The following is a 26,891-nucleotide window of genomic DNA, read 5'->3' as shown; positions in this document are numbered from 1 at the left end:
TATGATAAGATAAGGAACACAAATGCTACTGTATCCATAAGGAGGATTATTAATGGGAGAAGAGATGATTTCCAAGAATTTTATTGAACAGGAGATAGATAGAGACCTGGCGGAGGGAGTATATTCGGAGGTATGTACGAGATTCCCGCCGGAACCGAACGGGTATCTCCATATCGGACATGCCAAATCCATTCTGCTTAACTATGGACTGTCTCGGAAATATGACGGCACGTTCCATCTCAGGTTCGACGATACGAACCCGACGAAAGAGGACACGGAATTCGTGGAGTCTATCAAGGAAGATGTGAAGTGGCTCGGGGCAGACTGGAAGGAGCACCTGTATTTTGCATCGGATTACTTCGATGTCATGTATGAATGCGCGCTCACGCTGATTAAGAAGGGGAAGGCATACGTGTGTGACCTGAGCGCCGAAGAGATCAGGGAATACCGTGGTACGCTGACGGAGCCGGGGAAGAACAGCCCTTACCGGGAGCGCACGGTGGAAGAGAACCTTGCCCTGTTCGAGGCCATGAAGAACGGAGAGTACAAAGACGGGGAAAAGGTGCTCAGGGCGAAGATCGATATGGCTTCTCCGAACATCAACATGCGCGATCCGGTCATCTACCGTGTCGCACGTATGGCACATCACAATACGGGGGATAAATGGTGCATCTATCCGATGTATGACTTCGCGCATCCAATCGAGGATGCGGTAGAGAAGATAACCCATTCCATCTGTACGCTCGAATTTGAGGACCACAGGCCCTTGTACGACTGGGTGGTGAAGGAGTGCGGATTCGATCCGGCACCGCGCCAGATCGAGTTTGCCAAGCTCTACCTGACTAATGTGGTGACAGGAAAGCGTTATATCAAGAAGCTCGTGCAGGACGGAATCGTAGACGGGTGGGACGATCCAAGACTCGTCTCTATTGCGGCGCTCAGAAGAAGGGGCTTTACTCCGGAATCTATTAAGATGTTCGTGGAGATGTGCGGCGTGTCCAAGAGTCAGAGCTCTGTCGACTATGCGATGCTGGAATACTGTATCCGTGAAGATCTGAAGCTCAAAAGGCCGCGCATGATGGCGGTGCTGGATCCAATCCGGCTTGTGATCGACAATTATCCGGAAGGTGAAGTGGAATACCTGGACGTAGATAACAATATGGAGAATCCGGAGCTTGGGACGCGCAAGGTACCGTTCTGCCGGGAACTATATATTGAACGGAATGACTTTATGATTGAACCTCCAAAGAAATATTTCCGTCTCTTTCCCGGCAACGAGGTAAGGCTTATGCATGCCTATTTTGTCACGTGCCAGAGCTATGAGACAGACGAAGCCGGCAATGTTATGGTCGTGCACTGCACATATGACCCGGAGACGAAATGTGGAACCGGATTTACCGGGCGCAAGGTAAAAGGGACAATCCACTGGGTTGCGGCGCCATATGCAAAGCCGGCGGAAGTACGGCTGTACGAGAACCTCGTAGATGAAGAAAAAGGGGTATACAACAAGGAGGACGGGTCGCTGAACCTGAATCCGAATTCTCTGGAAGTGCTTCAGAACTGCTATGTGGAAGACAGCTTCGGCAGTGCGAAGGGATGTGAAAGCTTCCAGTTCGTGCGGAACGGATACTTCTGTATCGACGCGAGAGATTCTTCGCCGGAGCATCTGGTATTTAACAGGATAGTATCCCTTAAGAGCTCCTTCAAGCTGCCAAAATAGACGAAGATAGACGATATGAATGAACTGACGATAAATCTGAAGAGCGATTCCAGAACCCCGCTCTATGAACAGATATATGATTATATCAAAAATGACATCCAGACAGGACGTATCGCTTACGAGGAGAAGCTGCCTTCCACCAGGTCGCTGTCCAGGCATCTGGAAGTGAGCAGGAGCACGGTAGAGCTGGCATACGAGCAGCTCCTGTCGGAAGGCTATATAGAATCAAGGCCGTGCAAAGGATTCTTCGTCTCCGAGATTGAAGAGCTGTATTCCATCAGGAGAGTGAAGCCGCAGGCAGAGCGGCAGGAGGAGGAACCGAGGAGATACCGGTATGATTTTACGCCCAACGGGGTAGACTTGAAGAGCTTTCCGTACAATGTGTGGAGAAAGCTTTCAAGAGAGATTCTCACCGACGACAGGACGGAGCTGTTCCGTTCCGGCAATTCCCAGGGGGAATACAGCTTCCGTTGTGCCATATGCAGCTATCTGTACCAGGCGCGCGGGGTGAACTGCACACCGGAGCAGATAGTCGTAGGGGCGGGGAATGACTATATCCTCATGCTGCTCAGTACGGTGCTCGGCCCCGGACATAAGATTGCCTTCGAGGATCCTGCCTACATGCAGGCATACCGCCTCTTTAGAAGCATGTCCTATGAGACGGTCTCTGTTGGGATGGACAAAAACGGCATGGACATCCCGGAACTGGCGCAGTCGGGGGCGGATGTGGCGTATGTGACTCCATCGCACCAGTATCCGACCGGGACGGTGATGCCTATCCGACGGAGGCTCGAGCTCCTCAGATGGGCACAGGAAAGAGTGGAGCGCTATATCATCGAAGATGATTATGACAGTGAATTCCGTTATAAGGGGAAGCCGATTCCAGCGCTGCAGGGGTATGATGCAGACGGCAAAGTCATCTATCTTGGTACATTCTCCAAATCGATAGCACCTGCCATCCGTCTGAGCTATATGGTACTGCCTGAGCCGCTTCTGGACGTGTACGACAAGAAGAGCAGGTTCGTCAATTCGACCGTTTCCAAAGTGGATCAGCTGATCGTGCAGAAGTTTATCGAAGAAGGATATTATGAACGTCATCTCAACAAGACGAGAGCGCTGTATAAGAGCCGTCATGATGTCCTGATCGAAGAGCTGAAGCCGCTTCTTGATATATGTACGATATCAGGAGAACATGCGGGAGTGCATCTGCTCCTTACATTTGCCAACGGACTCACGGAGAAGGAACTGATCCGGAGGGCGCAGGAGAAGGACATCCGCGTATATGGGCTTTCCGATTATATGATACGATACCCGAAGGAGTCGAGCCATACGGTTCTGCTTGGCTACGCGAACCTGACGGAAGAACAAATCAGAGAAGCAGTCCGCATCCTTACCGGATGCTGGAGATAAAAAAAGTACGATTCTTGACAAATGTCAGGGGTCGTCATATAATATTAGTTGTATTTTACAACAATTGTATAATACAACCGTTTTGAATCTGAATGTAGAGCCCCGTCAGTGTGTGTCCGATGTAGAAGGAGAACATATGAAGAATTATTATGTCAGCATAATCAGAAGAGGTGAGATGTCATATATACGCAGCGAACTGGAACAGTTCGGGCTGATACCGATGGAGGGCAGGCTGATCCGGCTGTTGAAGGACCACTGCTTCAGCCAGGAGGAGCTGGGGGAATCTCTCGATATCGATAAAGGCAGGATAGCCAAGACCGTGTATATGCTTGAGCAGAAGGGAATCGTCAGCAGGAATACGAATAGCAATAACCGGCGTCAGAAGCTGGTATCCCTGACTGAGGAAGGCGAGAGGATATATGATGCGATACTGGACATCTATGAGGCATGGGATGACATCTGCTACAGAGGATTTACAGAAGAAGAAAGAAACATGAACCACGAATTTATCAAACGTATCTCCCATAATGTAGTGGAGTACAAGAAAAAGATTGGGGGAAGAAAGAATGGTTAAGAATCTGACGAACGGCAGGCCACTTAAGCTGCTGTTTTTCTTTGCGATGCCGATGGTGCTCGGCAACCTGTTCCAGCAGCTCTATAATATGGTAGACTCGATGGTGGTAGGAAAGTTTGTCGGGGAGGATGCACTGGCAGCAGTCGGTTCCTCGTTTCCGGTCGTATTCCTGTCTGTAGCGATAGCGGCGGGCCTCTCCATGGGATGCACGGTTGTCATATCACAGCTTTTCGGGGCGGGGCAGATCGAGGAGATGAAGACGACGGTATTTACGGCGCTGATTGCCCTTGGCGCAATCGGCCTTGCAATCATGGCATTGGGAGAGCTCACGTCGCTGCCGCTTTTGCGGCTGCTTGGAACGAATGAGGAGATTATGGGGGATTCCCTTGTCTATCTGAGAATATACTTTGGCGGCGCAGTATTTCTGTTCTTATATAATACGTTGAACGGTATCTATAATGCGCTCGGTGACAGCAATACGCCTCTTAAGTTCCTCATGGTCTCGGCACTTACGAATATCGGCCTGGATCTTCTGTTTGTCATCAGATTCCATATGGGGGTCGCAGGCGTTGCGTGGGCGACGCTGATCGCGCAGGGGATGTGTGCGGTATTCTCTTTTTACATACTCATGAAACGTCTGGCAAAAATGGAGAATGAAGAGCGGTACGAGGAGGAGAAGCCGGCATTGTTTGAACTGTCTGCCGCGAAGAGGATTGCCAGAATCGGCGTGCCTTCTATGATCCAGCAGTCTATCGTCTCCCTGAGCATGATGTTTATGCAGGGACTGGTCAATTCCTATGGGAAGGTGTTTGTCGCGGGCTATACGGCGGCTACGAAGATTGACACGCTGGCCATGATGCCGAATATGAATTTCTCCAATGCCATGTCGAGCTACACGGCCCAGAATATCGGTGCCGGTAAGGACGAACGGGTAGAGGAAGGATACAAGGCGAGCCTTCTGATGGTACTGATCTTTTCTGCAATTATTACCGGAATCATCTTCTTGTTCGGCCCACATCTTCTGGGACTTTTCCTGAACGCAGGGTCTGCGGGCAGCGCGATGGATTATGGCCTGAAGTATATGAAGACCGTATCGGTATTCTATATCGTGATGGGCTTTATGTTTGTCGGAAATGGGCTGCTCAGGGGTGCAGGAGATATGGGGGCATTCATGCTCAGCTCCATGTCCAACCTGTTCATGCGTGTCATCATCGCATATCTGCTGGCATATTTTATAGGCTCAAGCGCAATCTGGTGGTCCATACCGATCGGATGGGGGATAGGAGCGATATTTTCATTTGTGCGTATCAGAAGCGGGAAATGGAAGAGCAGGAAGCTGCTTGAGGAGAAGGAAGACGTAACGTAAAAAGAGCCGCCGGCATACGGCCGGCAGCTCCCTACCCCATCCGTCCTGCCTGCTGGCAGAATGGGCCGGGATTGATTTTGCATATTACTTCTCTTCGGTGTCAGAAGAAGCGTCTTCTTCATTCTTTCCTGCTGAATTTAAAGGTACGTATTCCCGATCTGCGGTTGATTTCAAATCATTGTCAAGGTCGAAGTCTTCGTCCTCGAAATCATCTTCGAACTCATCTTCCTCGTCACAGATATTTTTCTTCTTAAAATAATAGACAAGTCCTGCGATTACACTGCCTACCGCAGCCAGTCCCAGTATTCTCTTACCCCATTTAGACATAATCGTAACTCCTTCCTGAATTTTACATTCATATACTATCCCTTATTGTAATACTTTTTGCTGAAAAAGGAAAGGGAAAAGGTCTCTTTTTTGGTAAAAAGGGTACCTTTATCTGTATTGTAGACAGAAAAAAAGTATGTTAAACTGTACAGATAGCGAGATAAGAAAGGAAGTAACGGATTTATGCAGATTGAAGCACCGGGCACGGCCAAAAAGGGCCTGTTCAGGATTATATTCAGCAGGATGGGCATTATCTTTCTGCTGCTTCTGCTTCAGATAGGTGTATTTATAGGAACCACGATATATCTGACAGAATATATGGCTTATATATACGGGGCATTTACCATATTAGGCGTCATCGTACTCATATATATCATCAATTCAGAGGGGAATCCGGCGTTCAAGATGACGTGGATGCTCTGCGTGCTGGCGCTGCCTGTCATCGGCACCTTGTTCTACCTGTACGTTAAGACCCAGTTTGGTACACGGTACATGAAGCACCGGCTTGCCGGCCTGAGGCTTGAGACGGCTCCGTATATGGAACAGGACCAGGATATCGTGGATGCTATCTGGGCGAGCCGGTCTGCCAATGCGCAGCTTGCCTATTACCTGTCGAATCAGCTGGGATTTCCGACTTACCGGAATACGCAGGTGAAGTATTTTCCACTGGGCGAGGACAAGTTCCGCGCGATGGCTGAGGAGCTGAAGAAAGCGAGGAAGTTCATATTCCTGGAGTATTTTATCGTGGAAGAAGGGCACATGTGGAATACGATCCTTGAGATATTGAAGGATAAGGCAAGGGAGGGGGTCGAGGTGCGGTTCATGTACGACGGCATGTGCGCCATATCGATGCTTCCGTACAATTATCCGGAGCAGATACGCAGATATGGGATCAAGTGCAAGATGGTGAGCCCTGTGAAGCCGTTCCTCTCTACGGTACAGAATAACCGAGACCACAGGAAGATCTGTGTCATAGACGGGATGGTGGGTTTTACCGGAGGGGTGAACCTGGCGGATGAGTATATCAATGAAAAGGTCCGGTTCGGCCACTGGAAGGACACCGCTGTCATGCTGAAAGGCGATGCGGTGCAGAGCCTTACGATGATGTTCCTGCAGATGTGGAACGTGGATGAGCGGCGCGCGGAAGGCTACAGCAAGTACCTGACGGAGAAGACGCCGGGGCTCAGGCGGGAGCTCGGCTATGTCATCCCTTATGGGGACAGCCCGTTTGATGATGAAAATGTAGGGGAGGAGGTTTATTTCCACATATTGAACCATGCCAAGAAGTATGTGCATATCATGACCCCCTACCTCATCCTCGACAATGAGATGATTACGACCCTTACCCGTGCCGCGAAAAGCGGAATCGAGGTTGTCATCATCATGCCGCATATACCCGACAAGTGGTATGCGTTTGCCGTCGCCAAGACTTATTATAAAGAGCTTATCGAGGGCGGCGTGCAGATATATGAGTATACGCCGGGATTCGTACATGCCAAGGTATTCGTATCGGATGATGACACCGCGACCGTCGGTACGATTAATCTGGATTATAGAAGCCTGTATCTTCATTTTGAATGCGGCGTATTCATCTATAACAATTCAGAAGTGGACAAGATTGAACGGGATTTCCAGAGGACGCTGGTAAAATGCCACAAGGTGACGCTGATGGAAGTGAAGAAGCGGACGATGCTGACCAAGATTATGGGACAGGTGCTGCGGCTGTTCGCACCGCTTATGTAGAACAGGCAGCCAGAAGATACGGCCCGGGGCAATATGCTCCGGGCCGTCATTTTATTGCAGGGCAAGCGTAAAGACTGCTTTCTCTTCTTTCAGCTTACTGTCTGTCTGGGTGACCGTTATCGTGATGGACGAACTCTCTGTTTTGAGTCCGTATGCCGCCTGTACGCCTGTACACTTGGCTCCGACAGGCGTCTCCTGCGGATAGTTGGAGATGGACAGCGGATAGGTGGACGCCACCTCGCCGCCTTCGTCTATGACGGTAAACTCGTTATCGCTGAAATATAAGTCCATGAATCCTTCAAAGCCGATGTTTTCATAGTCATATGTAAGCAGCACCACCTGGGCCGGCGTGGATTCTTCAAACTGGTTTCTGTCGTCGGTCAAAGCGGCGGATGTAAACGTGAAGCTGAACTTGCCGTCTACCGTCCACGTATCGCCGACACCATATTCTTTGGGTGTTTCTTTTTCCTTCTCTTTTGAAGTATCCTCTTCGTTTTTATCTGCTTTGGAATCCTCCGGGCCGGAAGAAGAACTTCCACATGCGGACAGTCCGAGACACATCGTAAGGATGAGCAGTGCGGCCAGTATTCTCTTTTTCATATCTAGTACCTCTCTTTATTTGTCATTTTTTTTGTCTTTACCGCGGCAGCTGCATATACGATGCCGAACGCGCAGGCGATGAAGCCCCAGACAGGCAGGTCGCCAAAGGAACTGCCTGTCCCGATAGTCAGAGCCGCGCCGATAAAGTAGAACACGCTGCAGACGGCAGGTCCTGCGGCGCCGGCAGAGCCTCTCGTCGCAACGCCGATGATGCCTGCGATCAGATAAACGAATGCCAGCAGCAGCCCTGCGGTTCCGCTCGTCGCATTATTCTGCTCCAGAGCATTGCTCAGTCCCGCGGCACAGGACTGAAACGATATCAGTGCAAAGAGCACGATGGAAATGATGCCTGTGACCAGCCGTCCGGTAGCAAGTGCCCCTTTTTGCTGCTTCTTTTTTTTGTCTGGATTCACAATCTCCCCTCCTCTTTCTAGTATGATAGTTTAGCTTGTGTGGCCTGCTGAACTTTGCCGGTTCAGCAAGTATATATTTTATCAATTGTAATAATGCTATGAGCATACTGATATAATGCGATTGGCATATTACAACTGTAAAATAATCGATGTAAAATTGCAGTAATAGGATGTGAGGGTTGTCATATGGATTACGTAGCACTTGGGAGAAGAATAAAAGAAGAACGTTTGAAACTGAATATGACCCAAGAACGGCTGGCGGAAGAAGTGAACCTCTCCACCTCGTATGTCGGGCAGATTGAGAGAGGGGAGCGGAAACTGACGCTGGACAGCCTTATCAATATCACGAATTGTCTTGGTGTTACTGTCGATTATCTTCTTCAGGAATCCATAAGCCAGGAACAGTCATCCTACAGGGATATCTGGACGAACCTTTTGTCAGACGCAACACCTAAGGAAAAAGAGATGGTGGTGAATCTGACAAAACTGCTATTGAATTATATGGATGAATAACCAAAAAGAACTTCTGCCATTACTATACAGAAGTTCTTTTTCATTTTGGTATGCACAGAGCATACACGGTTCTTTTTATGGGAAAAATAAGAGCTGCAGCATCAAGAAGAAGATACAGGCGGAGAAGGACAGGAATAGAAGGCCTGCTTTCGCCGCTGTTATTTTTGCACGCGTCATGCTGCTGAATACCGAAAAGTGTTTCGTGTAATAGCCCCAGTCGGTCACGATTGCCCATGGCACGTACAAAAACCAGATGGAATACAGCCACATGTCAAACCTTGTATTGCCGCTGCTCAAAGGGGCGGTGGCAGTGCGGTAGCCAGCGTAGGCCAGTAGCATATATCCAAAGACGCCCACGACCATCTTCCACGGCTTCCGTGTCCGGAATCCGGGAAAGAAACGAATCCAGCCGATGGACGCGACCGCTTCTTTTGACAGAAACGGCACTTCGCCCGGCGGGATGCGCCTGTCCAGTACAGCGGCCAGTGCTCTGACGGTCTGGTACCGGGCGTCCGGATCGATAGCCGTACACCGTTCCACGATGCTCCGGTAGAAGAGTTCCTGGGGCAGCTTCTGCGAAGGGAGGGTTCCTGTCAGCAGAACGTTCAGCAGCACGCCTGCCGCATAGATGTCCGTGCGTTCATCCGTCTGGCCGAAACCGAACTGTTCCGGAGCAGCGAAGCCCGCGGTGCCCAGTATCGTCGTGTCCTGGTTCCGGTCTTCTTTCTTCGTCCTTGATATGTCGAAGTCGATGAGCTTCAGGACGGCATCTGTGGAGATGATGATATTGCCTGGCGTGATGTCCCTGTGGATGATTTTATGGGAATGCAGATAAGTCAGCACGCTGCACAGCTGTGACATATAGCCGAGTATCTGTCGTTCCTCCATATATTCTGCACGCTCCAGCTTCTGTGCCAGCGTCTCGCCGCTTATGTATTCCTCGATGACGTAGAATCTGCCGTCTACTGTGTAGAGGTCAAGGACCTGGGCGAGATTCGGATGGTCCAGAATGGTCAGCTTCTGATAGATGGGAAACTGTGCCCCGGACACCTGCTTTCTGACGGCAAGCGTTCCTCCGGAAGCATTTTTTACGAGGTGAGTAGTGCATGGCTCCTTATCCTGAAGAGGAGCGAGCACGGTATAATTGTAATCCAGATAGCTGTTTTTTAAGTTTTCCATGAGATTCGTATCCTTTGTCCTTGATTTTTCCTGATATTCATTTTATCATATCTCAATGAACATTAGTAGTTGAATTCGCAGGAGCGTTCCTTATGACGGGAGGATAAGATGGTGGAGAAGAATACATCAACAGAAGAATTATTAGAGCTGTTAAAGAAGAAGCGAAGCTTTGACGAATATCTGAAAGAAACGCCGGAATTTATAACAGGTGACCTGTCCGCCTATCTGGAGCAGATGCTTGTCGAAAAGGGCAGGAAGAAGGCTGATGTTATCCGCGGCTCACAGCTTGACCGCAATTATGCATACCAGATATTTTCGGGAACCCGCAAGCCGACCAGGGATAAGCTGCTGGCGCTCGGATTCGGAATGGGGCTTACTATCGAAGAGATGCAGAAGGTGCTTAAGACATCGGAATATCCTGTCTTATATGTGAAGAATAAGAGGGACAGCATCATACTGTTCGGCCTTGACAAGCAGATTTCTGTCGGAGAGATGAACGAACTGCTGTACGAGATGGAGGAAGATATCATCGAGTAGTTTTGGAAAATAGCATTTTACACGGCAGATAAAATATAGTATAATGCTATAGGCAAAGTTAGTTGATAACACAGGAGGAATTCAAATGGTTAAAGCAGTAGTGGGTGCTAACTGGGGAGACGAAGGAAAAGGCAAGATTACCGACATGCTCGCCGAGAAGGCAGACATCATAGTAAGGTTCCAGGGCGGGGCCAACGCGGGGCATACGATTATTAACAATTATGGAAAATTTGCGCTTCATACGTTGCCGTCGGGGGTGTTCTATCATCATACGACGAGCGTAATCGGCAATGGCGTCGCTCTTGATATACCGGTCCTGTTCAACGAGATACAGTCTGTCATAGAACAGGGTGTTCCGGCGCCGAAGATTCTCGTATCCGACCGGGCGCAGATTGTCATGTCTTACCACAAGGACTTCGATGCATATGAAGAAGAACGGCTCGGAGGCAAATCATTCGGATCGACGAAGTCCGGTATCGCCCCTTTCTACTCTGATAAATATGCCAAAGTGGGATTCCAGGTGAGCGAGCTGTTCGATGATGAACTGCTGAGGGAGAAGGTAGTGCGCGTCGCGGAGCTTAAGAATGTGCTGCTTAAGCATCTCTATCATAAGCCTGCAATTGATCCTGATGAATTATATGATGAATTACAAGAGTATAAGAAGATGGTGGAGCCATATGTATGTGACGTATCGCTCTTCCTTGACAAAGCAATCGGCGAAGGCAGGGAGATCCTGCTGGAGGGGCAGCTCGGTTCCCTGAAGGATCCGGACCACGGAATCTATCCTATGGTGACGTCATCGTCTACGCTTGCCGCTTACGGAGCCATCGGGGCAGGCATCCCGCCGTATGAGATCAAGAAGATTATCACCGTATGCAAGGCCTATTCAAGCGCGGTAGGAGCAGGTGCATTTGTCAGCGAGATCTTTGGTGAGGAGGCGGACGAGCTGAGACGCCGCGGCGGAGACGGCGGAGAGTTCGGCGCCACGACAGGACGGCCACGGAGAATGGGATGGTTCGACTGCGTGGCATCCAAATACGGGTGCAGGATGCAGGGAACGACAGATGTCGCGTTTACCGTGCTGGACGTGCTCGGCTATCTGGACGAGATTCCGGTATGCGTCGGGTATGAGATCAACGGGGAAGTGACGACAGACTTTCCATCGACCCATCTGCTTGAGAAGGCAAAGCCTGTGCTGGAGACGCTGCCAGGCTGGAAATGCGATATACGCGGCATAAAGGAATATGGCAAGCTGCCGGAAAACTGCCGCAGATATATAGAATTTATAGAAAGACAGATCGGTTATCCGATTACGATGGTCTCCAACGGGCCAGGCAGAGAGGATATCATATATAAGTAATAGAGCAGGACGGATGCCATCAGGCATCCGTTTCTTGTCATCTGGGTACACCATTAAATGCAATTTGGGACGTAACCTTTTTTAAAAAGATCACGTCCCTTTTTGCTTCAGCAAATTTTAAGAAACGTGCCACAATGTAGACACATTTTATGCTTATAATGAATTTGTGCTTACAAAACAGGCATATTGCGAGGGGAGCAACAATATAATAATAAAGCCGGGAGTCGGGGCTTCACGGCTGACGAGTATGAATAATGGAAATGGAGGTATCTACTATGCAGCAGAGAAATGAGTCGAATTACCCAGAAGTGATATCAATGGAAGAATACCTTACAAAGAGACAAAAAATAAGGGAAAAAGAACAGAAGAGGCAGGGAAAGGGCGCAGAAAAGAAACGCTCTGCGTGGATGCTGGCGGAGCTTTATGTGTGATATTAAGCTGAATCGCCCCTCCCGCTGTCGTCACCTTTCGTAATCTTATATACGAGGGTGTAGGCGTACAGAAGTACGGGAAGTATGACTGTGCACACGATGGATGCCTTAAGAAGACCCATCGTTTCGGACCGGTCCAGCAGGGCAAAGACAAATGTGCTGATATACATGCCGGCAAGCAGAACCGCGCCGGACAGAGCTAGAATACGTTTTATCTTTTTCATCGGAATCATCCTTTACATCTAATCGAGTCTTTAGTATATTATATAAAGAGCAAGATAAAATTGCAAATGAATACAGAAGGAGTATGTAATATGAGTCGTACGTTATTAGAACAGTGGAGAGATACAGCCTATAATGAACAGGCAGACAAAGGTGAGCTGCAGAAGTTCTGGTCCACATATTTTCAGATTGAGAAGGAGATATATGAGCAGCTTCTGGAACAGCCGGATGAAGAAGTAAAAGGGACGGTAAAAGAGCTTGCCGAAAAGTATGGGCAGGAAGTATTCACGATGGCCGGTTTCCTCGATGGAATCAACGACAGCCTGAAGGAGCCGAATCCAATCGAGACGATGGAAGAGGATACGGTAGTCAGCCTTGCCTTTGATAAAGAAACGCTGTATAAGAATATGGTTGCGGCCAAAGCCGACTGGCTGTATGAACTGCCGCAGTGGAAGAATATATATACGGAGGAAGAACTCAAGACTCTGTACAAGGAACAGAAACAGTCCGGCACAATCCGGAAAGAGAAGGAACCGGGACGTAATGACCCATGTCCGTGCGGTTCCGGCAAGAAGTATAAGAAATGCTGTGGAAGGTAGCACTGCCTGCGGCAGGCGCCGCCTGCCTCCTGTACTATGGGGCGGTCAGCTTACGTCTGCACAGATGGAATTCAACTTTTGCGAGATTCTGGCTGGCGGCCGGGGCACTGTGTGCCGCGCTGCTGGTGTTGTTTCGGATGCGACCGGAACTGGCGGAAAGTCCGCTGTGGAAACTGCTCTGGATTCCGGCTGCCGTATTTGCCGTCGTAGAGATGCTCATAGCCGGTGGAATGGTTTCTACCGAGGAGAAGGGCATACCGTATCTTATCGTCCTTGGCGCGCAGGTAAAAGGGACGAAGATTACAGATTCCCTTAGGAGAAGGCTCAGGCGTTCCGCGGCATATCTGTCTGAGAATCCGGAGACGATGGTGATAGTATCCGGAGGACAGGGGCCGGGAGAAGCTATCTCCGAGGCGGAGGCGATGGCGGCATATCTTATCGGCTGCGGCATTAAGAGAAGCAGAATCCTTCTGGAAGATCAATCAAAGTCGACAGAGGAGAACCTTACATTCTCCGCGCGATATCTGCCTGATAAGAACGTGAAGGTGGGAATCGTATCAAATAATTTTCACATGTACCGGGCCTGCTTGTATGCCAGAAGGATTGGCTATAAGGATGTGTGCCGTATACCGGCGGGGTGCAGCCCGCTGCTCTTCGTCAATTATATGGTCAGGGAGTTTTTCGCAGTGTGCAGATTATGGCTGCCTTAGCAGGTATGGAAGGCCGATAAAAGTATTTATTGTACTTTTGCAGTTCAATTCTACATAATCTTTTGATTTAAGAATAGTAATATGCTATATTATAAGGGATAGCATATTGCTATTTTTTTCTATTTTCCTTTTACGAAAAAGTGTGGACAGGGAGGCCAGAAATGAAAAAAAGAATTGTATGTGCATGCATCATAGCTCTGGTTACGGGCATGACGGCAGGATGTGCGGGAAAGGCCGGTAATGGGGCAGATGCCGATAATCCTACCGTGATAGAGATAGAGACATATTACAACGGGGCAGCCAAAATAGCGCTCGATGAACTGGTTGAAGAATTCAACGATACCGTTGGAGATGAAAAAGGGATTTTCGTAAAGGCAAGCAGCAGCGGGGATATGGGCGAACTCTTCCAGAACCTGGAAAATGAGCTGGAGAAAGAGGAAGAGGACAGAGACCTTCCTGACATATTCAGCTGCTATGGTTCCAACGCCATGGAATTTGAGGAAGAGGGCCTGCTGGCTGATCTGGACGATTACTTTACGAAGGATGAGCTGGATGAGTATGTAGACGAGTATATCGAGGAAGGCAGAATAGGAAAGGATAAGCCGCTCGTCGTGTTCCCGATAGCGAAGTCGACGGAAGTGATGACGATTAATAAAACCGACTGGGATAAGTTCGCGCTGGAGACCGGTTCCGATCTGAGGCAGCTTTCTACATGGGAAGGCCTGGCCGACACGGCGGAAGCTTTTTATGAATGGTCCGGTGGCAAAGCCCTGTTCGGACGTGACGCATATGCCAATTATATGCTTGCAGGCGCACATCAGCTCGGAGAAGATATGTTTGAGGTTAAAGATGGAAAGGTAGCCATCCAGATGGACCGGGATGTCATGAAAAAGCTGTGGGATAACTATTATGTCCCTTATGTAAATGGGTACTATACGAGCATTGGAAGGTTCCGTTCTGATGATATGAAGACAGGAGACCTCATCGTGGCAATCGGCTCCTCTTCCGGAGGTTCCTACTATGCCCAGGAGGTGACCGTAGGCGACAATGATCCATATCCGATTGAGACGATGGTAATGCCGGTGCCTAACTTTGAGGGTGCAGAGGCTGTAGTGACACAGCAGGGAGCTGGTATGGCGGTCGTAAAATCAGAGAAAGAGAAAGAGGAGGCAGCAGCCACCTTTTTGAAATGGTTTACAGATGTGGATGCCAACAGCAGGTTCAGCATGGCATCTTCCTATCTGCCGGTCAAGAAAAGTGCCAATGATATGGAATTATTAGAAAAGATTGTCAAGGAAAATAATATTGAGTGGAACGATATCGTTCGGGATACGATAGAAGTTGCATTTGAAGAATGTAATACATATGATCTGTATACGATGACTCCGTTTAAAGGAAGCGACAGCTGCCGTTATATAATCGAAGATTCTCTTCAGAAAAAGGCCGCTGCGGACAGAGAGACGGTGGTAGAGCAGCTGGGGGCAGGAAAGTCTCAGGAGGAGGCCGTCTCCGGGCTATTGACAGAGGAGAACTTTGAAATATGGTATAATGAGCTGAGCACACAGCTGAAGGAAGCTGTTCAAAGCTAGGAAGTCGTAAATGATGAATATGAAAAGAATTTCGATTCGAAAAAAGCTGCTGGTGGTTATGCTGTCCGTAGTCATGCTCCAGGGGATACTCTGTTTTTCAGCGCTTACGTTTAACGACGGTTTCGATTATCTGAAGAAGAGTGCATGCACAAGCTTTTCCAATACGACGCTTGCCAGGAAGAATGCGGTTGAGAACTTCATGCTCAACAAATGGTCTAACCTGGGGGAGTATCAGGAAAAGGTACAGGCTGCAGTCAGCGCTAAGCTGGGAGAGGAAGGCAGAGACCTTTCGGATCTTGCATCGGATAAAGAATTGAATAATAGGCTGCTGCTGGATATTACGGAGGATATGGTGGATATGCTCCGGTATAATTCCACGACAGAGGCATACATCGTTCTGAGCGGATACGGCGGACAGGATGCAAGGGAGCATTGCGGTCTGCTGATCCGGAATCTGGATCAGGGCACGAATGCAGATTCCAATGGCTTTCTGCTGGAGAGAGGCTCCTCCGAGATATCGAAAGCTTACGGCATCCCTATGGATTCGTACTGGTCTTCGCGCTTTGTCCTACATGACGCGATGGATCTTGGATGGTATGAGAAGCCTGTTGCAGCGGCGGAGAAGTATGAAGACAAATCGGGCTCGGCGCTCGGGTACTGGTCCGCCTTCTTCCGCTGGTCGCCTGAGGATATCAAAGTGATGTCCTATTCTGTTCCGCTCGTACAGGATGGAACCGTCTATGGAGTCATGGGCATCACGGTGTCCGAGGATTATCTCGAATCGATGATGTCGCCGCAGGAGCTGGATGCGGATAATGCGGGATCCTTTGTGCTTGCCAGGACGACAGACGGGATAGAATATGAATCCATATTTTCCACAGGCATCATCGCAAAGAATCTGGCAGAAGATAATCAAATAATCAAATTTAAAAATGAACCGGCGAATGGCCGTGTGAGCAAGATAGATGACGGGGCAGGCAATTACGGCAATGTTCAGAACATCGATTTGTACAGGCGCACTTCACCATACAGCAGGGAAAAGTGGGCAATCATAGGCGTGCTCCCGGAGAGCACGCTGTTCCGGTCGTCAGACCGGCTTCAGATGACGGTGATGATAGCCTTCGCAACGTCTATCGTGCTCGGCATAGCAGGAGCGGTGGTCGGCAGCTACTTCTTCACCCGTCCAATCAGGAAGATGGTCGATGAAATCCGCAGCAAGGACGTCAACGACGAGCTGAAGTTCCAACCGTCCGACGTACAGGAGATAGACGCGCTGGAGAATGCGATCGTCTCGCTCAATGTCAATGTGAGGCAGAATGCGTCTAAAGTATCCCAAATCATCGAGCTGGTGAACCTGCCTCTCGGCGTTGTGGAATATCAAAGAGGCACGGAAAAAGTGTTCTGTACAAAGAAAGTCATCAAGATGTTTATGATGAACAAAAAGTATTACAGCCGTGGCTACCTTGACCGGAAATACTTTGAAGATTATATGAAAGAGGCAGGGCTTGAAGAGCTGCTTGAGAAATCCGGGGAGAAAGACTACCAGATTGCCCATACGATTCAGCAGAGATGGGTACATCTGAAGTCGCTGTCCGACGAAGATAAGACGCTGATTACTGTTCTGGATATCACGAAAGACATCTATGAGAGGCAGAAGATAGAATATGAGAGGGATTACGATATCCTGACCCATCTTCTGAACCGGCGGGCCTTTAACAGGAGAATGAATCAGCTGCTGCAGGAAGGCAGCAGCCTGACGCTTGGGGCGATGATTATGTGGGATTTGGATAATCTGAAATATGTCAATGACACATACGGACATGATTATGGCGACCAGTATATACAGAGAGCCGCAGTTGTATTCAGCGGCCTGACGAGAGACGGCGGCATCGTCGGCCGCATCTCCGGGGATGAATTCCTGGCTTTTATTCCGGATTGTGGAAGTAAGGAATGGCTTCTGGAAAAAGTAGAGGAAGTCAAAAGACAGCTGAATAATACAAGGGTCGTCATGCCGGACGGAGAGTCGATAGCAGTTCGTGCCTCCGGTGGTATCGCCTGGTATCCGGATGACGGCAGAAATCTGGATGAGCTTAGGAAGTATGCGGACTTTGCCATGTATGACACGAAAAACAGCTATAAAGGCGCATTTAAAGAGTTTGACAGGAAAGCCTATGAAAAAGACGCTTTTCTGCTGCAGGGCAGGGAACAGCTGAACAAGCTCATAGAGGATGAACTGGTCAATTATGCGTTCCAGCCGATTGTAAGTACGAAGGATGGACGTGTGGCCGCCTTTGAAGCATTAATGCGTCCCATCATGGAAGACCTGGCATCCCCCGCCGATGTCATGAGGCTGGCAATCTCACAGTCAAGGCTTCCGGACATTGAAAAGCTTACGTTTCGCAAGACATTTGAGGAGTACGCGTCACAGCGGGACGCGTTTGGCGACAGGAAGCTGTTTGTCAATTCCATACCGAACCAGATACTTTCAGAAGAGCTGCTGTATAGCCTGTTTGAGCGGTACCAGATAGGAAAGGATACGCTCGTCGTAGAAATGATTGAAAGCGAACAAACGGATATCGGGATTATGGAAGATAAGATTCAGATGCTGAAAGCATTCCACGCACAGCTTGCGGTCGATGATTTCGGTGCCGGGTACAGCTCAGAATCGACACTGCTCTATATGCAGCCGGATTATGTCAAGATTGATATGAGCATCGTAAGAGATATTCACAGGGACAAGGACCGTCAGGCACTTGCGGTGAGCACGGTCAACTATGCGAGGCCGAGAGGAATTAAAGTCATCGCAGAAGGAGTGGAGACCGCAGAAGAGATGGAGACGCTCATCTCACTCGGTGTTGACTATCTGCAAGGCTTCTATGTCGGCAGGCCGGATACGGTAGTGAAGGATGTGGATGAAAAGATACAAAGGGAGATTAAAGAGCTGAACGAAAAAGCCGGCAGAAGGACAGGAAAGGAGCAGTATGAACAACATATATGATTGTTATAGATTGAATAACGGTGTCATGAACCCATGTCTTGGTTTTGGGACGTACAGAGCATCGGACGGTGACGATTGTGAAGTAGTGAAGACGGCCATAGAAGCGGGATATCGGTACTTTGACACGGCGTCTTTCTATGGAAATGAAAGACAGATTGGCAGAGCATTGGCAGAGTCCGGAATCGCCCGCGAAGAGTATTTCCTCACATCGAAGGCTTGGAGGACAGAGATGGGATATAGTAATATCAGGAAGGCATTCATGGAATCGCTGGAAAGGCTTCAGACAGACTATATGGACTTGTATCTCATCCACTGGCCGCTTCCGGAAGACGGCTTTACACAGTGGCGGCGGCTTGATATAGAATCGTGGCAGGCGCTTGAGGAGCTGTACCATGAAGGGAAGGCCAGGGCTGTAGGAGTGAGCAATTTTCTGCCTTACCACATAGAGAATCTTCTGGAGAACTGTGATGTGAAGCCTGCAGTCAACCAGATAGAATTCCATCCGGGCTACACGCAGGAGGTTACGGTACGCTACTGTCAGGAACAGGATATCCTCGTACAGGCATGGAGCCCTATGGGGAGAAGCAAGGTGCTTAAGGAGCCGGTTATCCTTGAGATGGCGGAACGATACGGAGTGACGGCAGCCCAGATATGCCTTCGCTACGCGCTTCAGAGAGGAGTCGTGCCGCTTCCCAAATCGTCCTCCATGGAGCGGATGAAGCAGAATCAGGATATCTTCGGGTTTGCACTGAACGAAGAGGATATGTATATCCTTGGGACGATGCCGCAGACAGGCTGGTCGGGCCAGCATCCGGAGAAGTTCGGAAGGTAGCGGACGGCAGGAGAATCATCAGATAAAAGACAGAGGGTGAAGAGATGAGCAGGATAGAACCATATAAGCATAAAGTACAGTATTATGAGACGGATCGGATGGGAATCGTTCACCATTCCAACTACATCCGCTGGTTTGAAGAAGCCAGGACAGACCTGATGGAACAGATGGGCATGGGATATGAGGAGATGGAAAAGAGAGGGATCATGAGTCCGGTCCTTTCTGTGGAGGCGGATTATCTCCGCATGGTACATTTTGGCAGTGTCGTGACGGTCAATGCATATATAAAGGAATATAACGGCATCAAGATGACAATCGTGTATGAGGTCGTGGATAGCAAGACAGAGATGGTCCATTGCAGAGGACTTACGAAGCACTGTTTCATCAATGAGGCAGGAAAGCCTGTCTCTCTGAAGCAGAGCTGCCTGGAGTTCCATGATATGTTCGCAAAAGGGTTGTGTGACTATAAAAATCAACAATAAATTGAAAAAAGAATATTATATTCTTAATATGCAGATACTACTTCTGATATCAAACTAAGGAGGTAGGATCATGCCAGAATTAAAATGTACCGTACAGACCTGTACACACAATAAGAACTTTTACTGCGACCTTGATAAGATCCAGGTAGGAGGGAACTCAGCAAAGCGTGCAGAGGAGACGTGCTGCGACAGCTTTGAAGAGCGCAAAGGCGATTCATACAGCAACGTAAGCCAGAACAATGCTACGGCCTGCAGCCGTATCGACTGTAAGGCGACAGAATGTATGTATAACGAAGAGTGCAAATGCCATGCAGGAAAAATCAGCGTGGAAGGCAGCGAGGCCTGTAGGTGTGAACAGACGGAATGTGCCACATTCCACTGTGGATGTTAAGAAAAAGGGAAGCGTAATGCTTCCCTTTTTCTTGTAACACGGAAAATATTGTCAGCTCGAAAGCTCCACGATATAAAGCGCGGTCAGCTTGCATCTGGAGAACAATGATTCAACAAGTATGTATTCCTCGTCCGTATGTTCCAGGCTCCCGATGGGACCGAGAGAATCGATGGTTGGTATTCCCTGTGCGGAAGTATAGTTGCCATCGCTGCCGCCGCCGCAGTATGTTTCGTTGACCGGGATGCCAAGCTTTCTGGCGGCTGTAACAAGTGTCTGGTAGAGTGCCTGATTACCCGGTGTCTTTTCTATCGGAGGGCGGTACATTACTTTCGTCAGTGTGCTTTCTGTCCCGGGTACATAAGAAGTATCAACAATCTCCTGCATCTTTTCCATCAGTGCAATCCCGTCATGGTGGAATCTGGCACGCAGGTCTATTTCCATAAAGACGTGTTCCGGTATGATATTGCTTCTTGTACCGCCCTCTATGACACCGACGCTGACGGATCTGCCGAGACTCAAGTCGGTCAGACCATGGAGCGCAAGAATCTTGTGTGCGGCTTCATCGATTGCATGGATTCCATCGAGCGGACATGCACCTGCGTGTGCCGGCTTCCCCTGTATATCAAGGTTGAAGATGCCGCCACCTTGCCGTTCGATTACGACATAATCCCCCGGCATGCCCGGTTCCATGACAAGTACCATGTCGCTTTTGCCGCATTCTTCGATAATATATTGCTCAGAAGTCTCGCTGCCCCGCTCTTCGTCGCTGTTGAACAATATCTTCAATTCTTCGTAGCCGGTGTAGCCGGCTTCTTCCAGAGCCAGCAATGCATAGAGCAGGCAGACGATTCCGGCCTGCATGTCGCACACGCCCGGACCGTAGGCTTTGCCTCCCTCTATGCAAAAGGGCCGCCGCTTCGCCGTACCTTCGTCGAAGACCGTATCCATGTGTCCGAGAAACATCAGCTTTTTAGATCCGCTGCCTCTCCTGCGGGCCAGCAGATGTGGGGCGTATTTGGAACTTGGCAGCATCTGTACGTCAAAGCCGAGGGGAAGCAGGACATCTGAAATAAATCCGGCAACCTTTAATACGCCGTCCGTCGTGTAGGAACCGCTGTCCGTGTTGACCATCTTTTCTAGTAATGAAAGCATCGCGCCGCGTTGGCTGTCAATATACTGGGTGATAATATCCTGAACCATCAGTCGCCCTCCCTGCCTGCCAGCCGCAGCATCGCGCCGGCATAGATTTTAGCGGATAAGATGAGATCGTCTATCGAGATATATTCATCGGGACAGTGGGCCAGTTCCTCCTTGCCGGGGAACACCGGACCGAAGGCGACGGAATTGGGGATGCTTCTCGCGTAAGTGCCTCCCCCGACCGCGAGGGGGACTGAGCCGTCCGGACAGTAGCTGTGGTAGACGGATAACAGCGTCTGGACAATACGGCTGTCCTTTTCCTTATACAAAGGTTCGCTGTTCAAGTCGATGTGCATCGTAAGTCCTGCATCGGCCACGGCGCCTGCGAGAAGCTTTTGAATCTGCACGCCGGAACAGGTGACCGGATAGCGGATATTCAGCTTCAGGCTCGCATGCTGTGTATCCATATTCAGAAGGCCGGCATTCAGCACGAGCTTTCCGGAAGGCTCGTCGCAGATATCGCCGAATAAGCCTGAACCATCGGTTTCAGCGCCGATGTGTGAACGATAGAATCTTATAAAACTGCTCTGGAAGGAATCACCTTCCATAAAGGGTTCCAGAAGCAGCATCATGTTCGACACAGCGTTCACCCCGTTCTCCGGCGTACTTGCGTGAGCGGTCTGCCCGGTGGTACGGACCTTGACGACAGGTCCGCCGGCAGAGATATGGGTGCCGGGGATAAGCTGGGCCCTCATTTTAAGTCCCTGTACGACAGAGCTGCTAGGCTCTGGAACGACGAGTTCGGCGTGGCATTCATCCGGCACCATATTCGCCCTGCGGCCCCCGGTCAGGTTCCGTATATGGGGTTTATCTTCCTCTACGGCTCCTTCCTTATCCAAGGTGGCAAACAGGATTCCCTTCTCTGCGTATATGACCGGGAATTCGGCGTCCGGAGAGAAGCCGGTACAGGGAATCTCTTCCAGCTCCTTATAGTAGTCCATGCATGCCCAGTCGTTTTCCTCATCTGTGCCGAAGATAATCCGTATCCTTCTGGAAAGAGGAAGCCTGCTGTCGGCAACCGCCTTCAGGGCAAAGATGGAAGCGATGGCAGGACCTTTGTCATCTACCGTACCGCGTCCGTAGATCTTGCCATCCTCCATAATCCCGCCGAAGGGCGGGTGCTCCCACCCATCTCCAGCGGGGACGACATCCAGATGTACGAGGACGCCGCACAGTTCTTCCCCACTGCCGATTTCTGCCCATCCGGCATAGCCTCCGCAGTTTTTGGTGCGCATTCCAAGAGAGCTGCACAGTGCCAGCATCTCATCGAGGCACTGCCCGATAGAAAGGCCGAAAGGCATGTGCGGCCGGGGAGTATCCTTGATGCTTGGAATGCGGACGAGGTTCCGGGTATTGCGGATAATGTCTTCCCGGTATCCATCAATCAATGTGTCTAAGACAGAGTCCATCATGATCCCTTTCTATGTATATCAGTTCAACTCGGTTACAGGGATATAGCCGTCCTTATATCCAAAGTAGTCATATGCCGTCTGGAACACGGAAACAGAGTCCCCTTCCAGCCATTTCGGGTTGCACGGCACGCCCACGAAGGCCACTTCCATGCCAGGCTCCAAATCAGCATTCGTCAGAGGCGTTCCGTCGGACTGGAAGACGCAGAGTGCATCCGGTGTGACGCAGCGCACCTTGCCGTCCTGGTCAAAGGCAAGTATATTTTCATTTTCTATCATGATTTTTATGCTTTTTCCGGTATATGCTCCCGTACCTTCAATGATCTCATATCCCCAGTCATGGCTGTTCTCTGTCTCCATGCGGAGCTCCGACAGCTTCCCTTCGATGATCTCGATGCCTCCGGTGGCTCTTGCGATGCATTCGACAGGGCGCTCGCCTGCGGCAATGCCTCTGCGCACGGCTTCCCCGATCGAGCGGGCCAGCTCGTAGGAACCTGCCACAAGCGCTTTTTTAGCGGTTGCGCCGTCCATGATATAGTTGGCGACTCCGGCGGATCCTCCGAATACGTTGACGATGGGGCGGCCGATCAGCTCGCAGTCGCTGCTGTCCTCATAATAGAGCACGGCGCTTAAGTCCTCCTCATTCGCCATTGCGAAAGGTGCAGAACGCACGTTGTGGATTTCCGGCATGATCATGAATGATTCAGGAACCGCACGCCCCACGCCATCGGCATTGATGACTTTGATTCCCGTATGGCATGCCGTGTATATGGGAGGCATGAAATTACCTCCGCCCACCTCGAAAGCAGCGACATAGTCGATCTTTTTACCGGTTACGGCTTCCAGCCGCTTCAGCGCGTGGACGCAGGCGATACAGTCAAAGCCCCGTTCCTTTGTGGCGGCAGGGGAGCCCATGCCGGATATGATGGCTACATTTGCGTCATCCGGCACCTCTTCAAGCCCCGCAAATTCTACCTCCCCCGTGATTGCAAGGATATCTTCCAGCAGACGGTAGCTCGTCTTGACATCGCCGCCGCCACCGCTGCCGAGGATAATTGCCCCGCGTGTCATGTCATACAGCTGCTCTTTGTTCATTTTTACTGACATATCAAGTCCTCCTTAACATACGGATGATGAACAATCTTTTCCGTGATTTCTGTTGAATAGTTTTACACAGGCTATCTGCATGATGAAGGCTGCCACGAAGGAGTCGATTGCGGGGATCGTGGTAATCTGGAACCATGCGAATCCCGGAGAAGTCTGTGTCGTCATAAATCCTACCGCGGCTGCGATGAGATAGGCGGCCATACTTTCAAGGCGCACCTTTTTAAGCTTATCCAGCCGATCAAAGCTGTAGAACTTCTTGCATAGATAGAAGTCGGCCAGATAACATCCTCCGAGGGGAGGCGTGAAGATTCCGAGTACGGAGAAAAACGGGATCATCATATTGGACAGGCCGATGACGGCGAATATGGTGCCCGAGACACCGGTAAATATTGCCAGCTTGTACTTCGGCATCTTCTCAAACACGACGGAGAGGCCGAGGGAACCGCTGTATACGTTGTTGTCATTGGAGGTCCACTGCGCCAGGACCAGGACGACCATGGCAAGCACGCCCCATCCAAGGCCTATCATGACGGTGACGATGTTGGCATCCCCCACTGCTTTGGCACAGGCCGCGGCAATTACGATCGTAATGCCGTAACCGATGACAAGGCCGATGACCATGGCTTTCACGGTGTCTTTGAAATTCTTCGCATACCGGAGGATATCCGGGCTCCCTACCGCACCTGCCGCAAAGGAGCCGATGACAAGCGAGATGCCGGTACCAAGCGACATTGGATTTGTGATAAAGGATGTGTTCAATTCACTGTACGTATGCCCCTTGAGTACCATGACAAGCGATGCTATCATAAGGATGGCGATGGCCGGTATAGCTATCCAGCTCAGCTTTTCTATAGATTTGAAGCCAAAGATTGCGGAAGTTGTCATCAGAAGTCCGCCAATCACTATGATTACTTTTACACCCGCTGGAGACAGGGCATTGCCGGTCATGAGCCGGAACATCTGTCCAATCGTGTCACCGAACAGGCCGGCCTGTACGCCGAACCAGCCCCAGGCGCATCCGGCATAGAGGAGGCCGACGAGAGCGGCGCCCTTAAGCCCGAACGTAAACTTTCCAATCATGCTCGTCGACAGACCTGTGTACATGGCCGGTTCCGCACAGAGACAGGCCATGGCGGCCAGAATGAGGGCGCCTGCCAGAACGGCGATGATAGATTCATTCAGTGTCAGGCCGGTGGCAAGGCTTCCGCCGAGCGTAAAGGCCGATATGCTGATGGCACAGCCGATATACACGACGGCGCTGCTGGCCCATCCGCGCTTCTTATCTTCAGGGACCGGTTTGCGCGCAAAATCGTCGTCACCGCCTGCGTATGCTTTCTCTTCAAGAAATTTCCATAATGATGCCATATCATTTCCTCCTTATTCATTTGTATTCTCATTCCTGCTTCGTTCCTATCTGATTCGTTGATTCATCTCATTATGGACGAGATGGGCCGTACTGTTGTTCAGCTGGAGCGTGACAAAGGTTTCCAGCATCTTAAGTCCCGTTGACAGCGGCTCCACCACCGTAATGCCGCATCCGCGCAGGGCAAGCTCCGCCCTCAAGTCATCTGCGATATAGGCCATGGCGGTACATCCCAGTATGAGACAGTCGCAGCCGTGTACACGGCCCGATTGTTCGGCAAAGTCCGCCAGCCTATCGAGCAGCGCTTCCCGGTCATGCAGTTCGAGTACATCGAGGTTGGTAAAATCCTGACAGACGATGCTGTCTCTGCATTCAGGATTGTTCTCGATTACTTTGGCAAGCAGCAGGGTGCCTGCGGGATCCTCCCTGCCCGGAATTATGACAGAAAAGTGTCTGCCGCATCCGAGAGCCGCCATCATGGAAGGCCGGAAACCGCCGAATACAGGTACATGCACCAGTTCCCGCACCATATCCACCGCAGGATCGGCAAAGCAGTTGATAAAGATGCCGTCTGCCCCTTCTGCTTCCGCAAGCATAGCTTCCTCTGCAATCTCAGGGCTGTTATATCCGACACGTGTAATCGTGTTCAGAGCCTCGAACCCCCTTCTGAGGAAGCCTACCGATACCTCGGTGCCGGGATTCAAGACACGCAGCGCATGGGGGATGCCATTGTTCGCCTTGCGTGTGGCAGGAGTATCTGCCACAGGAATAATCAATTTTAATTTCATCATTTCACCTCCTAAATTATTATTATCTGTTTATTTGCCCAAGCTTTGATATATTGTCAGTATTCTATCACCTGTCTTTCTGTGAAAAAGTAGCCTGTGCTACAAAATGGAGGAAAAATTTTCGGATTGGCATATATAAGCATGGGTGGTATAATAGAGATGGTTTTTCAATGGAGGTGGTTAAAATATCAACACTAAAACAAACCATGGCTGATTTTGACATCCTTTTGCCGGAGTATGAATCGCCATGGTTATTTTTTTCAAAGAAAATGCCATCTTTACTGGAGGATGTCCAGGCAAAGATGGAACTATGTACATATAAAAGAAATACGATATTATTTACCCAGGGTGAAGAACATCCATACGTGTATATCGTGGGAACCGGTGTCGTCAGGATTCTGACCGGTGATGAGAACGGGAGTGAAAAGCATCTGATGATCGCCGGACCGGGAAGCCTTCTCGGGAACCTGTCCAGCCTCGATGGATACCCGTCCCTGTTCACTGCGGCTACGGCGGAAGAGAACTGCCGCCTTTACCGCACGACGGGGCCGATATTTACGAGGATGACGGCAGAGATACCCGGCTTCAAAGACTTTCTCATACAGGACCTCTGTGCCAAGATGAGGATACTTGCAGGGAATATATCGTCCCTCTCGTTCCAGAGGGCAGACGTCAGAATCGTACGGGCATTCCTGTATCTGATCCGGGAGAGCGGGACACCCTGCGGCAGAGGAATTAAAATCAACATTCCATTCACCCATCAGGAGATGGCAGATCTCGTCTACTCGAACCGCGTGACCGTATCACGCTTTTTCAGCAGGCTGAAAAAAGAGGGTGTCATAGAAAAAGTCAACCGCTATTATTACATACGGGACGTTGGCTACTTCTACAATTATATCAACGAGCTTGGAGCTTAGAGGCGACAGCCTGCACAGCAGAATCCATACATCAGCCTATAAGTATGCACCGCATCCCTCCCGGTGGCAGCAAAATAGAGCCCGGCTTCCGACCGGGCTCTATTTTGCTGCAAC

27 protein-coding genes are annotated in these 26,891 nt (G+C 50.0%); 17 read left to right on the top strand and 10 right to left on the bottom strand.

Annotated features, from left to right (window positions below):
• The first annotated feature begins 52 nt into the window (after positions 1 to 52).
• The 4 genes from HJV72_RS12190 (at position 53) to HJV72_RS12175 (ending at position 5,070) form a co-directional block, all read left to right on the top strand.
• Positions 53 to 1,720, top strand: a complete 1,668-nt coding sequence (locus HJV72_RS12190; RefSeq protein WP_208071335.1) for a glutamine--tRNA ligase/YqeY domain fusion protein — start codon at positions 53 to 55, stop codon at positions 1,718 to 1,720.
• Between the two features lie 15 nt (positions 1,721 to 1,735).
• The gene (gene pdxR / locus HJV72_RS12185) at positions 1,736 to 3,130 is read left to right on the top strand and encodes a MocR-like pyridoxine biosynthesis transcription factor PdxR (RefSeq protein WP_208071334.1); all 1,395 of its coding nucleotides are present in this window, start codon (positions 1,736 to 1,738) and stop codon (positions 3,128 to 3,130) included.
• A gap of 136 nt (positions 3,131 to 3,266) precedes the next feature.
• A complete protein-coding gene (locus tag HJV72_RS12180) occupies positions 3,267 to 3,704 on the top strand; it encodes a MarR family winged helix-turn-helix transcriptional regulator (protein ID WP_208071333.1) in 438 nt (145 codons plus the stop codon).
• Positions 3,697 to 5,070 (top strand): MATE family efflux transporter, encoded by a 1,374-nt coding sequence (locus tag HJV72_RS12175; protein WP_208071332.1) that lies wholly within the window; start codon positions 3,697 to 3,699, stop codon positions 5,068 to 5,070. The genes HJV72_RS12180 and HJV72_RS12175 overlap by 8 nt, the downstream gene beginning before the upstream one ends.
• A gap of 84 nt (positions 5,071 to 5,154) precedes the next feature.
• Here the strand turns inward: HJV72_RS12175 and HJV72_RS12170 are convergent, their stop codons facing one another.
• Positions 5,155 to 5,397, bottom strand: coding sequence for a hypothetical protein (locus HJV72_RS12170; protein ID WP_208071331.1), 243 nt, complete (start codon positions 5,395 to 5,397; stop codon positions 5,155 to 5,157).
• Between the two features lie 183 nt (positions 5,398 to 5,580).
• Here HJV72_RS12170 and cls point away from each other — a divergent pair, with 183 nt between their 5' ends.
• A complete protein-coding gene (gene cls / locus HJV72_RS12165; protein ID WP_208071330.1) occupies positions 5,581 to 7,140 on the top strand; it encodes a cardiolipin synthase in 1,560 nt (519 codons plus the stop codon).
• 51 nt (positions 7,141 to 7,191) lie between these two features.
• Here the strand turns inward: cls and HJV72_RS12160 are convergent, their stop codons facing one another.
• Together HJV72_RS12160 and HJV72_RS12155 are read right to left on the bottom strand one after the other, a co-directional pair.
• Entirely contained in the window at positions 7,192 to 7,740 is a 549-nt protein-coding gene (locus HJV72_RS12160) for a hypothetical protein (protein ID WP_208071329.1), read from the bottom strand.
• 2 nt (positions 7,741 to 7,742) lie between these two features.
• Positions 7,743 to 8,153: a hypothetical protein gene (locus HJV72_RS12155; protein ID WP_208071327.1), complete on the bottom strand. Its 411-nt coding sequence runs from the start codon at positions 8,151 to 8,153 to the stop codon at positions 7,743 to 7,745.
• Between the two features lie 186 nt (positions 8,154 to 8,339).
• Between HJV72_RS12155 and HJV72_RS12150 the strand changes: the two genes are divergently transcribed.
• The gene (locus HJV72_RS12150) at positions 8,340 to 8,666 is read left to right on the top strand and encodes a helix-turn-helix domain-containing protein (RefSeq protein WP_208071325.1); all 327 of its coding nucleotides are present in this window, start codon (positions 8,340 to 8,342) and stop codon (positions 8,664 to 8,666) included.
• Positions 8,667 to 8,741: 75 nt separating this feature from the next.
• On the opposite strand, the gene HJV72_RS12145 is transcribed toward HJV72_RS12150, so the two are convergent.
• A complete protein-coding gene (locus tag HJV72_RS12145; RefSeq protein ID WP_208071323.1) occupies positions 8,742 to 9,845 on the bottom strand; it encodes a serine/threonine protein kinase in 1,104 nt (367 codons plus the stop codon).
• Between the two features lie 108 nt (positions 9,846 to 9,953).
• On the opposite strand from HJV72_RS12145, the gene HJV72_RS12140 reads away from it, so the two are divergent.
• The 3 genes from HJV72_RS12140 (at position 9,954) to HJV72_RS12130 (ending at position 12,173) form a co-directional block, all read left to right on the top strand.
• Entirely contained in the window at positions 9,954 to 10,382 is a 429-nt protein-coding gene (locus HJV72_RS12140) for a hypothetical protein (RefSeq protein WP_208071322.1), read from the top strand.
• A gap of 85 nt (positions 10,383 to 10,467) precedes the next feature.
• Positions 10,468 to 11,742, top strand: a complete 1,275-nt coding sequence (locus HJV72_RS12135; protein WP_208071321.1) for an adenylosuccinate synthase — start codon at positions 10,468 to 10,470, stop codon at positions 11,740 to 11,742.
• A 275-nt stretch (positions 11,743 to 12,017) separates the two neighbouring features.
• Positions 12,018 to 12,173 (top strand): hypothetical protein, encoded by a 156-nt coding sequence (locus tag HJV72_RS12130; RefSeq protein ID WP_198146154.1) that lies wholly within the window; start codon positions 12,018 to 12,020, stop codon positions 12,171 to 12,173.
• A gap of 2 nt (positions 12,174 to 12,175) precedes the next feature.
• On the opposite strand, the gene HJV72_RS12125 is transcribed toward HJV72_RS12130, so the two are convergent.
• On the bottom strand, positions 12,176 to 12,397 hold the full coding sequence (locus HJV72_RS12125; RefSeq protein ID WP_208071320.1) for a hypothetical protein: 222 nt from the start codon (positions 12,395 to 12,397) through the stop codon (positions 12,176 to 12,178).
• A gap of 90 nt (positions 12,398 to 12,487) precedes the next feature.
• Here HJV72_RS12125 and HJV72_RS12120 point away from each other — a divergent pair, with 90 nt between their 5' ends.
• The 7 genes from HJV72_RS12120 (at position 12,488) to HJV72_RS12090 (ending at position 19,996) form a co-directional block, all read left to right on the top strand.
• Positions 12,488 to 12,994 (top strand): SEC-C metal-binding domain-containing protein, encoded by a 507-nt coding sequence (locus HJV72_RS12120; RefSeq protein ID WP_208071319.1) that lies wholly within the window; start codon positions 12,488 to 12,490, stop codon positions 12,992 to 12,994.
• Entirely contained in the window at positions 12,979 to 13,704 is a 726-nt protein-coding gene (locus HJV72_RS12115; protein ID WP_208071318.1) for a YdcF family protein, read from the top strand. Before HJV72_RS12120 ends, HJV72_RS12115 begins: the two co-directional genes overlap by 16 nt.
• A gap of 161 nt (positions 13,705 to 13,865) precedes the next feature.
• A complete protein-coding gene (locus HJV72_RS12110) occupies positions 13,866 to 15,293 on the top strand; it encodes an ABC transporter substrate-binding protein (RefSeq protein ID WP_208071317.1) in 1,428 nt (475 codons plus the stop codon).
• Between the two features lie 10 nt (positions 15,294 to 15,303).
• Complete coding sequence (locus HJV72_RS12105; protein WP_208071315.1) at positions 15,304 to 18,291, top strand: EAL domain-containing protein; 2,988 nt, start codon at positions 15,304 to 15,306, stop codon at positions 18,289 to 18,291.
• A complete protein-coding gene (locus HJV72_RS12100; RefSeq protein ID WP_208071313.1) occupies positions 18,275 to 19,123 on the top strand; it encodes an aldo/keto reductase in 849 nt (282 codons plus the stop codon). Before HJV72_RS12105 ends, HJV72_RS12100 begins: the two co-directional genes overlap by 17 nt.
• A gap of 44 nt (positions 19,124 to 19,167) precedes the next feature.
• A complete protein-coding gene (locus HJV72_RS12095; protein ID WP_208071312.1) occupies positions 19,168 to 19,605 on the top strand; it encodes an acyl-CoA thioesterase in 438 nt (145 codons plus the stop codon).
• Positions 19,606 to 19,675: 70 nt separating this feature from the next.
• Entirely contained in the window at positions 19,676 to 19,996 is a 321-nt protein-coding gene (locus tag HJV72_RS12090) for a DUF1540 domain-containing protein (RefSeq protein WP_208071311.1), read from the top strand.
• A 51-nt stretch (positions 19,997 to 20,047) separates the two neighbouring features.
• On the opposite strand, the gene HJV72_RS12085 is transcribed toward HJV72_RS12090, so the two are convergent.
• Genes HJV72_RS12085 through HJV72_RS12065 form a run of 5 tightly spaced genes read right to left on the bottom strand, consistent with a single transcriptional unit; the run spans position 20,048 to position 25,863 of the window.
• Positions 20,048 to 21,196 carry a M20 family metallopeptidase gene (locus tag HJV72_RS12085; protein WP_208071310.1) on the bottom strand — a complete coding sequence of 383 codons (1,149 nt, stop codon included), beginning with the start codon at positions 21,194 to 21,196 and terminating at the stop codon, positions 20,048 to 20,050.
• The gene (pepV, locus tag HJV72_RS12080) at positions 21,196 to 22,602 is read right to left on the bottom strand and encodes a dipeptidase PepV (protein WP_208071309.1); all 1,407 of its coding nucleotides are present in this window, start codon (positions 22,600 to 22,602) and stop codon (positions 21,196 to 21,198) included. Before pepV ends, HJV72_RS12085 begins: the two co-directional genes overlap by 1 nt.
• A gap of 21 nt (positions 22,603 to 22,623) precedes the next feature.
• Positions 22,624 to 23,709, bottom strand: coding sequence for a DUF917 domain-containing protein (locus tag HJV72_RS12075; RefSeq protein WP_117771850.1), 1,086 nt, complete (start codon positions 23,707 to 23,709; stop codon positions 22,624 to 22,626).
• A gap of 12 nt (positions 23,710 to 23,721) precedes the next feature.
• Positions 23,722 to 25,074, bottom strand: coding sequence for a cytosine permease (locus HJV72_RS12070; protein ID WP_208071308.1), 1,353 nt, complete (start codon positions 25,072 to 25,074; stop codon positions 23,722 to 23,724).
• Positions 25,075 to 25,119: 45 nt separating this feature from the next.
• The gene (locus HJV72_RS12065) at positions 25,120 to 25,863 is read right to left on the bottom strand and encodes an aspartate/glutamate racemase family protein (RefSeq protein WP_208071307.1); all 744 of its coding nucleotides are present in this window, start codon (positions 25,861 to 25,863) and stop codon (positions 25,120 to 25,122) included.
• A 299-nt stretch (positions 25,864 to 26,162) separates the two neighbouring features.
• Between HJV72_RS12065 and HJV72_RS12060 the strand changes: the two genes are divergently transcribed.
• Positions 26,163 to 26,777, top strand: a complete 615-nt coding sequence (locus HJV72_RS12060; RefSeq protein ID WP_208071305.1) for a Crp/Fnr family transcriptional regulator — start codon at positions 26,163 to 26,165, stop codon at positions 26,775 to 26,777.
• Positions 26,778 to 26,891: the final 114 nt, after the last annotated feature.

It is taken from the genome of Extibacter sp. GGCC_0201, assembly GCF_017566055.1.
GTDB lineage: Bacteria > Bacillota > Clostridia > Lachnospirales > Lachnospiraceae > Extibacter.
The sequence above is the reverse complement of the archived record's forward strand: the minus strand, read 5'-3'. Positions and strand labels throughout refer to the sequence as shown.

What these genes read in the sequence shown, in the direction of transcription:
- HJV72_RS12140 (WP_208071322.1), top strand. Translation starts at nt 9,954, where the DNA reads ATGGTGGAGAAGAATACATCAACAGAAGAATTATTAGAGCTGTTAAAG.
- HJV72_RS12115 (WP_208071318.1), top strand. Translation starts at nt 12,979, where the DNA reads ATGCTGTGGAAGGTAGCACTGCCTGCGGCAGGCGCCGCCTGCCTCCTG.
- HJV72_RS12070 (WP_208071308.1), bottom strand. Translation starts at nt 25,074, where the DNA reads ATGGCATCATTATGGAAATTTCTTGAAGAGAAAGCATACGCAGGCGGT.
- HJV72_RS12130 (WP_198146154.1), top strand. Translation starts at nt 12,018, where the DNA reads ATGCAGCAGAGAAATGAGTCGAATTACCCAGAAGTGATATCAATGGAA.
- HJV72_RS12095 (WP_208071312.1), top strand. Translation starts at nt 19,168, where the DNA reads ATGAGCAGGATAGAACCATATAAGCATAAAGTACAGTATTATGAGACG.
- HJV72_RS12060 (WP_208071305.1), top strand. Translation starts at nt 26,163, where the DNA reads ATGGAACTATGTACATATAAAAGAAATACGATATTATTTACCCAGGGT.
- HJV72_RS12135 (WP_208071321.1), top strand. Translation starts at nt 10,468, where the DNA reads ATGGTTAAAGCAGTAGTGGGTGCTAACTGGGGAGACGAAGGAAAAGGC.
- cls (WP_208071330.1), top strand. Translation starts at nt 5,581, where the DNA reads ATGCAGATTGAAGCACCGGGCACGGCCAAAAAGGGCCTGTTCAGGATT.
- pdxR (WP_208071334.1), top strand. Translation starts at nt 1,736, where the DNA reads ATGAATGAACTGACGATAAATCTGAAGAGCGATTCCAGAACCCCGCTC.
- HJV72_RS12105 (WP_208071315.1), top strand. Translation starts at nt 15,304, where the DNA reads ATGATGAATATGAAAAGAATTTCGATTCGAAAAAAGCTGCTGGTGGTT.
- HJV72_RS12085 (WP_208071310.1), bottom strand. Translation starts at nt 21,196, where the DNA reads ATGGTTCAGGATATTATCACCCAGTATATTGACAGCCAACGCGGCGCG.
- pepV (WP_208071309.1), bottom strand. Translation starts at nt 22,602, where the DNA reads ATGGACTCTGTCTTAGACACATTGATTGATGGATACCGGGAAGACATT.
- HJV72_RS12190 (WP_208071335.1), top strand. Translation starts at nt 53, where the DNA reads ATGGGAGAAGAGATGATTTCCAAGAATTTTATTGAACAGGAGATAGAT.
- HJV72_RS12110 (WP_208071317.1), top strand. Translation starts at nt 13,866, where the DNA reads ATGAAAAAAAGAATTGTATGTGCATGCATCATAGCTCTGGTTACGGGC.
- HJV72_RS12090 (WP_208071311.1), top strand. Translation starts at nt 19,676, where the DNA reads ATGCCAGAATTAAAATGTACCGTACAGACCTGTACACACAATAAGAAC.
- HJV72_RS12180 (WP_208071333.1), top strand. Translation starts at nt 3,267, where the DNA reads ATGAAGAATTATTATGTCAGCATAATCAGAAGAGGTGAGATGTCATAT.
- HJV72_RS12145 (WP_208071323.1), bottom strand. Translation starts at nt 9,845, where the DNA reads ATGGAAAACTTAAAAAACAGCTATCTGGATTACAATTATACCGTGCTC.
- HJV72_RS12160 (WP_208071329.1), bottom strand. Translation starts at nt 7,740, where the DNA reads ATGAAAAAGAGAATACTGGCCGCACTGCTCATCCTTACGATGTGTCTC.
- HJV72_RS12170 (WP_208071331.1), bottom strand. Translation starts at nt 5,397, where the DNA reads ATGTCTAAATGGGGTAAGAGAATACTGGGACTGGCTGCGGTAGGCAGT.
- HJV72_RS12150 (WP_208071325.1), top strand. Translation starts at nt 8,340, where the DNA reads ATGGATTACGTAGCACTTGGGAGAAGAATAAAAGAAGAACGTTTGAAA.
- HJV72_RS12100 (WP_208071313.1), top strand. Translation starts at nt 18,275, where the DNA reads ATGAACAACATATATGATTGTTATAGATTGAATAACGGTGTCATGAAC.
- HJV72_RS12075 (WP_117771850.1), bottom strand. Translation starts at nt 23,709, where the DNA reads ATGTCAGTAAAAATGAACAAAGAGCAGCTGTATGACATGACACGCGGG.
- HJV72_RS12175 (WP_208071332.1), top strand. Translation starts at nt 3,697, where the DNA reads ATGGTTAAGAATCTGACGAACGGCAGGCCACTTAAGCTGCTGTTTTTC.
- HJV72_RS12065 (WP_208071307.1), bottom strand. Translation starts at nt 25,863, where the DNA reads ATGATGAAATTAAAATTGATTATTCCTGTGGCAGATACTCCTGCCACA.
- HJV72_RS12120 (WP_208071319.1), top strand. Translation starts at nt 12,488, where the DNA reads ATGAGTCGTACGTTATTAGAACAGTGGAGAGATACAGCCTATAATGAA.
- HJV72_RS12125 (WP_208071320.1), bottom strand. Translation starts at nt 12,397, where the DNA reads ATGAAAAAGATAAAACGTATTCTAGCTCTGTCCGGCGCGGTTCTGCTT.